General features: G+C 70.3%; 9 protein-coding genes. 5 read left to right on the top strand and 4 right to left on the bottom strand.

Annotation, left to right across the window (positions count from 1 at the left end; all coding sequences use genetic code 11):
• Positions 1 to 89: 89 nt before the first annotated feature.
• A complete protein-coding gene (locus tag AB0395_RS07890; RefSeq protein ID WP_366278096.1) occupies positions 90 to 518 on the bottom strand; it encodes a CBS domain-containing protein in 429 nt (142 codons plus the stop codon).
• Between the two features lie 248 nt (positions 519 to 766).
• Here AB0395_RS07890 and AB0395_RS07885 point away from each other — a divergent pair, with 248 nt between their 5' ends.
• Complete coding sequence (locus AB0395_RS07885) at positions 767 to 2,185, top strand: aminopeptidase P family protein (protein ID WP_366278095.1); 1,419 nt, start codon at positions 767 to 769, stop codon at positions 2,183 to 2,185.
• A gap of 70 nt (positions 2,186 to 2,255) precedes the next feature.
• On the opposite strand, the gene AB0395_RS07880 is transcribed toward AB0395_RS07885, so the two are convergent.
• Complete coding sequence (locus AB0395_RS07880; protein ID WP_366278093.1) at positions 2,256 to 2,384, bottom strand: hypothetical protein; 129 nt, start codon at positions 2,382 to 2,384, stop codon at positions 2,256 to 2,258.
• Between the two features lie 132 nt (positions 2,385 to 2,516).
• On the opposite strand from AB0395_RS07880, the gene AB0395_RS07875 reads away from it, so the two are divergent.
• The 4 genes from AB0395_RS07875 to AB0395_RS07860 are packed head-to-tail and all read left to right on the top strand — an operon-like array spanning position 2,517 to position 5,997.
• Entirely contained in the window at positions 2,517 to 3,107 is a 591-nt protein-coding gene (locus AB0395_RS07875) for a malonic semialdehyde reductase (RefSeq protein ID WP_366278091.1), read from the top strand.
• Positions 3,108 to 3,122: 15 nt separating this feature from the next.
• Positions 3,123 to 3,677 (top strand): MarR family transcriptional regulator, encoded by a 555-nt coding sequence (locus tag AB0395_RS07870; protein WP_366278090.1) that lies wholly within the window; start codon positions 3,123 to 3,125, stop codon positions 3,675 to 3,677.
• A gap of 60 nt (positions 3,678 to 3,737) precedes the next feature.
• Positions 3,738 to 4,412 carry an LppX_LprAFG lipoprotein gene (locus AB0395_RS07865; RefSeq protein WP_366278088.1) on the top strand — a complete coding sequence of 225 codons (675 nt, stop codon included), beginning with the start codon at positions 3,738 to 3,740 and terminating at the stop codon, positions 4,410 to 4,412.
• 4 nt (positions 4,413 to 4,416) lie between these two features.
• Positions 4,417 to 5,997, top strand: coding sequence for an MFS transporter (locus AB0395_RS07860; protein ID WP_366278086.1), 1,581 nt, complete (start codon positions 4,417 to 4,419; stop codon positions 5,995 to 5,997).
• Positions 5,998 to 6,038: 41 nt separating this feature from the next.
• Here the strand turns inward: AB0395_RS07860 and der are convergent, their stop codons facing one another.
• Complete coding sequence (gene der, locus AB0395_RS07855) at positions 6,039 to 7,463, bottom strand: ribosome biogenesis GTPase Der (protein WP_366278084.1); 1,425 nt, start codon at positions 7,461 to 7,463, stop codon at positions 6,039 to 6,041.
• Positions 7,460 to 8,116, bottom strand: a complete 657-nt coding sequence (gene cmk, locus AB0395_RS07850) for a (d)CMP kinase (RefSeq protein WP_366278082.1) — start codon at positions 8,114 to 8,116, stop codon at positions 7,460 to 7,462. The genes der and cmk overlap by 4 nt, the downstream gene beginning before the upstream one ends.
• Positions 8,117 to 8,278 lie beyond the last annotated feature (162 nt).

The raw sequence follows: 8,278 nt of genomic DNA, 5'->3' as shown, positions 1-8,278 counted from the left end.
CCCTCGGTCCCCGCCCGGCGCCTGCACCGGGGGGTCCTGCGCCGGATGACCGTGTGGGGTCCGGCCGGTCGCCGGACCCCACACGGGCGTCAGCGGTGGAGGTAGTCGACGAGGTACGCCTTCTCGGTCTCCAGTGTCTCGATGGCGCTCTTGACCACATCACCGATGCTCACGATCCCGACCAGCCGTCCGTCGGCGACCACCGGGACATGCCGGATGCGGTGCGTCGTCATGGTCTGGCGAAGGTCGTCCACGTTGATGTCCGGCGGACAGGTCCGGACCTCGGTCGTCATGATGGAGGCCACGGAGGCGGCCAGCACATCCGGCCCGCGGTCGTTCAGCCGTCGCACGATGTCACGCTCGGACACAATGCCGACGATCGAGGACCCGTCCTCGGAGACCACCGCGGCGCCGATGTTGTGCTCAGCCAGTAGGGCAAGCAGGTCGGTCACCGTCGCCCCTGGGTGGACGGTCGCCACATTCGAGCCTTTGGCCTGCAGAATCGTACCAATCAGCATCGACACCACCTCGGTTCAGCCTGGCTGGGGTATCCCTAGGTTTTGCCCTTCCTGGGCCGTCCCTAAGCACGAGCGCCGCCGCCCCCATCGCGGTAAGGTCACGGAAAGCGACCTGCCCGCCTTCGTGTCCGGTGCGGGTCACCGGGCCGCGAGCCCTGGGGCACGGCCTACGCCCACCCGTTTCGGGTGCGCGCCACACCCGACATGAGTAGTGTGTGAAATATCACTAACTCCGTCCCGGGGACACGATGACCGAGAAGCTCAACACCGGCAGCCACGACCTGCCGGTCTCCGACGCCCTCGCCGCGTTCATGCGTACCGGCTGGGCCGACACCCACCGCGCCAACCTGACCGCCCTGCCGCTGGCCGCCTACACCGCGAAGCGCCGCGCAGCCCTCGCCGCGCGCTTTCCCGGCGAGCGACTCGTCATCCCGTCCGGCACGCTCAAGGTCCGCAGCAACGACACCGACTACCGGTTCAGGGCGCACAGCGCGTTCGCCTACCTCACCGGCGACCAGGAGCCCGACGACGTTCTGGTCATCGAACCCTCCGGCTCGGCCACCCTGTTCCTGCGCCCCCGCTCATCGCGCTCGGCCCCCGGCGCGGCGGGACAGGAGTTCTACCGGGACCGCCGCTACGGCGAGTTCTGGGTCGGCAGACGCCCCGACCTGGCGGAGGCCGAGGCGCTCTACCTGATCGACTGCGCGTCGATCGACCGGCTCGGCGACGCGCTCACGGGCCCCGCCAGGGTGCTGCGCGGAGTCGACCCGTCCGTTGACGCGCTGGTCGCGCCGCACGACGGAGACGGCGAGCTGGAGACGTTCCTGTCCGAGATGCGGCTGATCAAGGACGAGTGGGAGGTCGCCGAGCTCCAGTTCTCCGTGGACGCGACCATCCGCGGGTTCGAGGACGTGGTCCGGGCGCTACCCGCGGCCATGGCGCACCGGCGCGGCGAGCGCTATCTGGAGGGGGTCTTCGGCCTGCGGTCCCGTCTCGAGGGCAACGCGGTCGGCTACGACAGCATCGTGGCCTCGGGCGCGCACGCGTGCGTCCTGCACTGGATCCGCAACGACGGCAGGCTGAACGGCGAGGACCTGCTGCTGCTCGATGCGGGCGTCGAGACCGACAACCTCTACACCGCCGACATCACCAGGACCCTGCCGCTCTCCGGACGCTTCAGCCCGATCCAGCGGCAGGTCTACGAGCTGGTCTACGAGGCCCAGAGCGCGGCGATCGCCACCCTGCGCCCCGGTGCGAGGTTCCGCGACTTCCACCTGGCGGCCATGCGGGTCATCGCCGAGGGGCTGCACGACTGGGGCGTGCTGAAGATCGGGGCTGACGAGGCGATGGAGCCCGGCAGCGGCCTGTACCGCCGTTACACGTTGTGCAGCAGCGGCCACATGCTCGGCCTGGACCTGCACGACTGCGCCAAGGCGCGTTCCGAGGCCTACCTCGACGGCGTGCTCGAAGAGGGGCAGGTGCTCACCGTCGAACCCGGTCTCTACCTCCAGCCCGACGACCTGACGCTCCCCCCTGAGCTGCGCGGCATCGGGGTGCGCATCGAGGACGACCTCGTCGTCACCGCGGACGGCGCCCGCCTGATGTCGGCCGGGCTGCCCCGCCACCCCGACGAGGTCGAGGGCTGGATGGAGGCGATCGCCACCTGAGTGCGGGCCACCAGGAGCGGGAGGGCAGGAGTCGGAGGGCAGGAGCGGGAGGACAGGTCCCCGCTCCTGCTCATCCGAGCCGCCTCGCCTGCCCGCGCACCTGCGACAGCGCCTTGAGGAACGAGATCCCCTCGATGACGAACGAGATCGCGAGGACGGCGTAGGAGACCGCCAGGTCGGCCACCGCCCTGTTCGTCACTTCCCTCTGGCCCGATCACCTTCTACGACCGTGACGCACGTCTCCTGCCCTGTTCGGAATAGTTGAATCTTCACCTATGTTGACGACGAAAGATGCCGACAAAACACACATATCACTCATAAGAGGTGGAAAATGGCTCTCGCTCTCTCCCCCGACGCCCAGGATCTGCTCTTCCGCGAGGCCCGCACGGCCAACACCTTCACCGCGGAGCCCGTCCGAGAGGAACAGGTGCGGGCGATCTACGATCTGGTCAAGTACGCCCCGACCGCGATGAACCAGCAGCCGCTACGGATCGTCCTGGTGCGCTCCCCCGAGGCCCGTGAACGCCTGCTCGACCTCATGGCGCCGGGCAACCGGGCCAAGACCGCCTCCGCCCCGCTGGTCGCCATCCTCGCCGCGGACCTGGACTTCCACGAGGAGCTCCCCAAGGTCTTCCCGCACAGGCCTGAGGCCAAGGACATGTTCTCCGCCGACGAGGCGCAGCGCGTCCACAACGCCATGTTCAACGCGACCCTGCAGGTCGGGTACTTCATCCTGGGCGTCCGCGCCGCAGGTCTCGCCGCGGGACCGATGGCGGGCTACGACGCCGACGGCATCGACAAGGAGTTCCTCGACGACGCCCACACCGTGCTGGCGGTCGTCAACATCGGCAAGCCCGGCGAGGACGCCTGGTTCGACCGCCTGCCCCGTCTGGCTTACGAAGAGGTCGTGACCTCCGTCTGAGGTAGGTTCTGCTCTATGAGCCAGGAGCGAGCGCGGCGCAGCAAGCGAAATGGCCGGTCTGCGAGTGTCTCCGGCACGACGAGCAAGAAACGGGTGATAGCAGCAGTGAACGACGAGGAGCCCCGCTGGCTCACCTCGATGGAACAGCGGGCCTGGCGTGCTCATCTGGCCGCTCACAAACTCCTTGAGCACCGCCTCGATCGCGATCTGCAGACCTTCGGGCTGTCGGTGAACGACTACGAGATCCTGGTCAACCTCTCGGAGAGCCCAGGCCACCGCATGCGCATGAGCGACCTCGCCGACGCCACGATCCAGTCACGCAGCCGTCTGTCCCACCAGATATCCCGGATGGAGGCGGCCGGGCTGGTCGCCAGGGAGACCTGCGTCGACGACAGGCGCGGCACGTTCGCGGTGCTCACCGAGCACGGCTGGGCCACGATCCAGCAGGTCGCGCCGCACCACGTGGCCAGCGTGCGGCAGCACTTCATCGACCTGCTGACCGACGACCAGCTCCGCGAGCTCGAGGCCGCCTACAACCCGGTGGTCAACCACCTCAAGAGCCTGCGCTGAAGCGAAACCGATACCGGCTGGTCCTCCCTTGGTTGACCGAGCGGTCGCTACGATCCGGCCATGTCTCCTCGCCGGATCCTCTCAGCGGCGGTAGTCGCCGCGCTCTTCCTGGTCACCGCGTGCGCCGGCGGCGCCTCCGACGGTAAGGCGCCCCCACCGGGCGCCGAGCTGGTCAAGAAGTCCGCGGAGGCGATGCGGGCCGTCAAGTCCACGGCCTTCACCATGGAGGCGGAGGGCACGCCCCCGGTTCCGGTCAGGAAGGCCACGGGCCGCCTCAGCGGGACCGGCGACGCCGAGGGCACCATCCAGCTCGAGGTGATGGGCAGCCTGCAGGAGATCAGCTTCGTCCTGATCGGGGACACGGTTCACTTCAAGGGCGTGACCGGCGGCTTCCAGAAGATGCCACGGAGCCAGCTGGCCTCGATCTACGACCCGTCGGCCATCCTCGACCCCGGCAAGGGCGTCGTCCAGGTCCTGACCAGCGCGCTGAACCCGAAAACCGAGGCCGAGGAGAAGATCGACGGCGCCGACGCCTACCGGGTCTCGGCCACACTCCCGCAGCAGATCCTCTCCACGATGGTCCCGGGCCTCAGGCAGAACGTCGACGGCACGCTCTGGATCGACAAGGCCACCACGCGCCTGCTCAGGGCGGACCTGCCGATGACGGACGGCAAGGTGATCGTCAGGTTCAGGGACTACGACGTGCCGGTCCAGATCACCGCGCCCGCGGAGTGAGCCGGTGACCGACCCCGTGCTCGGCCGCAGCAGGGCGGCAAGACGGCGGATCGTCCTGGGGGTCGGCGGCACCGCGGTGCTGCTGGCCGCGCTGGACGCCTACGTCGTGGTCACCGTCCTCGTCGACATCGCCAGGGACGTCGACGTCCCGCTGAACCACCTGGAGCGGGCGACCCCGATCGTCACCGGCTTCCTGCTTGGCTACGTCGCGGCCATGCCGCTGCTCGGCCAGCTCTCCGACCGGTACGGCAGGCGCCCGCTGATCCATCTGTGCCTGGCCGGTTTCGCGATCGGCTCCGTCGTCACCGCCCTGGGCGGCACGGTCCCCTGGCTGGTCGCGGGGCGCGGCCTGCAGGGCGTCGCGGGAGGGGCGCTGCTGCCCATCACCATGGCCCTGGCCGGGGACCTGTGGGACGAGCGTGAGCGCCCTGTCGCGCTCGGCGCGATCGGCGCCGCCCAGGAACTCGGCAGCGTGCTCGGCCCCCTGTACGGCGCGACCCTGGCCGCCCTGGTTCCCGTCACCCTGACGGCAGGAGGGATCCAGCTGGGCGGCTGGCGATCGATCTTCTGGCTGAACGTGCCCCTGGTCGCCGGGGCGGCGGTCGCCGTACAGCGCTCGGTGCCGCCGCCGGAACGCGCGAGGGGTGGCGGGACGCGCGTCGACGTGACGGGCGGGCTGTTGCTGGCCCTCGCGCTCGGCCTGCTGGTCATCGGGCTGTACAACCCTGACCCTGGCACGTCGGTCCTCCCCCCGTGGGGCCCGCCAGCGGTCGCGGCCGGAGCCGTGGCGTTCGCCGCGTTCGTGGTGTGGGAGGCCAGGGCCGCAACCAGGCTGATCGACATGACGGGGGTCCTGCGCGCGCCGTTCTTCGCCACGCTCGGGGTGAGCCTCGTGAGCGGCGCCGCACTGCTGGTGACGCTGGTCGACGTGCAACTCTCCGCGCAGACGCTGCTCGGGCTCGGCACCCTGGACGGCGCGCTGGTGCTCTCCCGCTTCCTCCTCGCGCTCTCGGTCGCGGCGCTGCTCGGCGGGATCGTCGCCCGCAGGTACGGCGAGCGGGCGGTGGCCGTCGCGGGACTGGCGCTGGCCACGATCGGCTACGTCCGCATCGGCCAGTGGCCCCTCGACCTGGCCGAGGCCGGGCACCGGCTCGACGCCGACCTGGTCCTCGCGGGACTCGGGCTCGGCGCGGTGATCGCGCCCGTCTCCTCCGCGGTGCTGCGCGCCACCCCCGCCGCACGGCACGGCGTCGCGTCCGCCGCGGTGGTCGTGGCGCGGATGATGGGCATGCTGCTCGGCGTCGCCGGGCTGTCGGCGTGGGGCTTTCACCGCTTCCAGACGCTCACCGCCGACCTCGACACGCCGCTGCCGTTCGGCATCGCCCCGGCTGTGTACGCGCGAAGGCTCGCCGAGTACGAGAGCCAGGTGCGGGCCGCGCTGCACACGGAGTACAGCGAGATCTTCATGCTCACCGCGGCCCTGTGCGCGGTCGGCGCGCTGCTCGCGCTGCTGCTGCCGCGCCGGGCCTCAGCAGGGACCGGTGGGGCCGGCGGGGCCGTACCGGTGCCTGAGCGGAACGGGTGACGGGCGGCGGCCCTGTCCGCGCGGGACGGGCCGCCACCGGGTCACTTCTTCTTCTGAGCCTGCCGCTTCTCGCGGATCTTCATCGTGACCTCGATGGGAGATCCCGCGAATCCGAACTCCTCGCGGATCCGGCGCTCGATGAAGCGCCGGTAGGTCTCCTCGAGGAAGCCCGAGGTGAACAGCACGAACCGGGGCGGCTCGGTCGTCGCCTGGGTGGCGAAGAGAATCTTGGGCTGCTTGCCGCCCCTGACCGGGGGCGGGGTGGCCGCGACCAGCTCGGTGAGGAAGGCGTTGAGGCGGGAGGTCGGCACCCGGGTCGACCAGGAGTCCAGCGCCTTCTCCAGGGCCGGGACGAGCTTCTCCACGTGCCAGCCGGTCTTGGCGGAGATGTTGACCCGCAGCGCCCACGGTACGCGGACGAGCTGGCGGTCGATCTCCTTCTCCAGGTAGTAGCGCCGGTCCTCGTCGACGAGGTCCCACTTGTTGAACGCGACCACCATGGCGCGCCCCGACTCGATCACCAGGGAGATGATCCGCAGGTCCTGCTCGGTGAGCACCTCGCTGGCGTCGATGAGCACGACCGCGATCTCGGAGCGCTCCAGGGCGGCCCTGGTGCGCATGCTGGCGTAGAAGTCGGCGCCCTTCAGCTCGCGGTCGCGCCTGCGGATGCCCGCGGTGTCGACGAAGCGCCAGGTCTTGCCGCCGAGCTGGACCAGCTCGTCGACCGGGTCCCGGGTCGTGCCCGCCATCGGGTCGACCAGGACGCGTTCCTCGCCCGCCAGCTTGTTCAGCAGCGAGGACTTGCCCACGTTCGGCTTGCCGAGCAGGGCGACCCTGCGCGGGCCCCGCTCCGCGCCGAAACGCTGGGGCGGCGTCTCGGGCAGCTTGTCGAGGATCACGTCGAGCAGGTCGCCGCTCGAACGGCCGTGCAGGGCGGAGACCGGCTGCGGCTCGCCGAGGCCCAGGGCCCACAGCCCGGCGGCCTCCAGCTCCATCTGCTGGTTGTCGACCTTGTTCGCGGCGAGGATGACCGGCTTGCCGGAACCGCGCAGCACATGCCCGACGATCTCGTCGGCGTCGGTGACGCCGACCATCGCGTCCACGACGAACAGGATCACGTCGGCCAGCTCCGCGGCCACCTGTGCCTGCTCGGCGATCTTCAGCGCCATGCCGGTCGCGTCGGGGTCCCAGCCACCGGTGTCGACGACCGTGAAGCGCCGCCCGCGCCAGGTGGCGTCGTAGGTGACCCGGTCGCGGGTCACGCCGGGAACGTCCTCGACGACCGCCTCACGGCGGCCGATGATCCGGTTGACCAGGGTGGACTTGCCCACGTTCGGGCGCCCGACCACGGCCACGACCGGCTGGGGCCCCGTGTCGGGCTCCGTCTCCTGCGAGCTTTCCTCGGTACCCGGATCGGCTAGCTCAGCGTCGATCCAGCCGCTGTCTTCCTCGTATTCCTCCGTCACACCTTTTCCTTAATCAAACGCAGTATCTCGGCGATGACCTCTTCGAGGTTCAGCGCCGTGGTGTCCAGTTCGACGGCGTCGGCCGCCATCGCGAGCGGGTCGGCCTTCCGCGTCGAGTCCAGGGTGTCGCGCCTGGCCATCGCGTCCTTCTGCGCCTGCACCGTGGTGCCGGTCAGCTCCGCGGTACGGCGCAGCGCCCTGGCGTCCGCGCTCGCGGTCAGGTAGACCTTGACCGGGGCGTCGGGCGCGACGACCGTGCCGATGTCACGGCCCTCGACGACGATGTCGCCCTCGCCGATGATCTCACGCTGCTCGGCCACCAGCCTGCGCCTGACCTCGGGCACCGCACTGACCGCGGAGACGGCGGCGGTGACCTCGGAGGTGCGGATGGCGACGGCCGCGTCGACGCCGTCAACGGCGAAGGACGGGGCGTCGGGGTCGGTGCCGATCGTGAGCGTCGCATCGAGCGCCCGCGCTGCGATCGCCCCGGGATCGGAAAGATCGACCGCCCGCTGGAGCATCCACCAGGTGATCGCCCGGTACATCGCCCCGGTGTCGAGATAACGCAGCCCCAGCGTCCGCGCGACCCCGCGCGACGCGCTCGACTTGCCCGACCCCGAAGGACCGTCCATGGCGACGACCAGTCCGGTCACGACGCCTCTCCCTTGCAGCCCGCTTCAGTTGTCCGTACGAGGCTACCGGGAACGACGAGGGAGTCATGCATCGAACGCCCGCAGAGGGCTTGTCGCGGCCCGCCTGGGCGGGCCCGAAGGCAGCTTCCGCCGCCACGAGCTCCGCCTCCCCGAGATGGAGAC

The organism is Streptosporangium sp. NPDC051023, from assembly GCF_040689595.1.
Classification (GTDB): domain Bacteria; phylum Actinomycetota; class Actinomycetes; order Streptosporangiales; family Streptosporangiaceae; genus Streptosporangium.
Note: the sequence above shows the minus strand (reverse complement) of the source record. Positions and strands in the feature narration are given on the sequence as shown.